The organism is Kitasatospora sp. NPDC001225 (assembly GCF_053597855.1).
In genome coordinates this window covers 1-1,353 of sequence record NZ_JBSFJC010000456.1, presented here as the reverse complement: position 1 = coordinate 1,353, position 1,353 = coordinate 1, and the positions used below count along the sequence as shown (strand labels likewise).

Annotated in this window: 1 protein-coding gene; it reads left to right on the top strand. The window is 72.5% G+C overall.

The features are described from left to right. Window positions 1–1,036 (top strand): XRE family transcriptional regulator (locus ACWDCZ_RS41415; protein ID WP_449818734.1); only part of this gene is annotated, 1,036 nt, incomplete at its 5' end. Window positions 1,037–1,353 lie beyond the last annotated feature (317 nt).

Genomic DNA, 1,353 nt, shown 5'->3' with positions numbered 1-1,353 from the left:
CACCACCGTCGCGATGGACTTCGGCCGGATCGATCTGCGGCCGGGCCTCGCGCTCCACCACCCCGCGTCGACCGCCATCTGGTCGACCCTCCTCGAACGCGGAACCCGGCCGCCGGCACCGGTCCCGGCGGGGATGACGGCCGCGACCTACGCCGCCGATGTCGATGCCGGGTGGCGCCTGTGGCACCAGGCGGCGAACAACCGGACCGCCGTCGGGAACATCGCCCCGGACCTGATCCGGCACGGGGAGTCGCTGGCCCGCTCGGCCGGCGACGACCGCCGCACCGCACTGGTGGGGCTCGCCTCGGCGTACCGGCTCGCGCAGCAGGTGATTGCGTACATCGGCCCGGCAGAGGCCGTGTGGATGCTCGGCGACCGTGCCATGGCAGCCGCCGCCGACGCTGACGACCCGGCCGCCATGGGCGCCGCCGCATGGAACCTCGCGAACACCATGCGCGCCGTCGGTGAGCACGAAGGCGCCATGCTGATGGTGACCACGGCAGCCGACCGGCTGCGCCCGCACCTCGCCGACGGACCGCAGCACTGGCGGGGCCTGTACGGGGCGCTGCACCTGCACGCGGCGATCACCGAGGCGCGGGACGGCCGGGACGGGATGGCGTGGAACCACTGGGACACGGCCGACCAGGTCGCGAAGTCACTGCCGGCCGGGTACACCGAGCTGTCGACGGTGTTCGGGCGGGCGAACGTCGACCTTCACGCGGTCAGCGTCTCCACCGAGCTGCGGAGCTCAGGCAAGGCACTGTCGCTGGCGGACGAGATCGACCCGGACTCGATCCCGTCGACGGAGCGCCGAACCAGGCTGTGGGTGGATGCGGCCCGGTCGCACATGCATCGGGGCGACCGGACCGCCGCGCTGCACGTGATGGGGATCGCGCTGCGGATCAGCCCGGAGACGGTCCGGTTCACACCCCAGGCTCGTTCGGTCGCGGCCGAGTTGTGGCGGAAGTCGCCGCGCGCGATGCGAGCGGAGACGTTGGAGCTCGCCGAGGCGGTGGGGATCACGACCGGCGTGTGACCCGAGGCGCAGCCCCGGCCCCGGAAAATGACAACCGACCACATGGCGCGGGGAGATCGGATGCCCGCCGGAAGAGACCTGGAACATCCGGTTCGACGAGCCGACTTGAGCAAGGGGATCCAGTCGCGATGATCGAGGCGAACACGCGACGAGGCCACAGGCGTCGGACCCGCGGCGAGCCGGTCGCGCGCACCGGGGCGCCGGAGGAGGCCGTCGCCCTTTCGGAGGGCCTCGGCCCGACGACCTGAGGCGATGGACGCGGAGGACCGCGATCAGCACAACGGGCTTCCGCTGCATGGGAAGTCGGACCAGCCGAC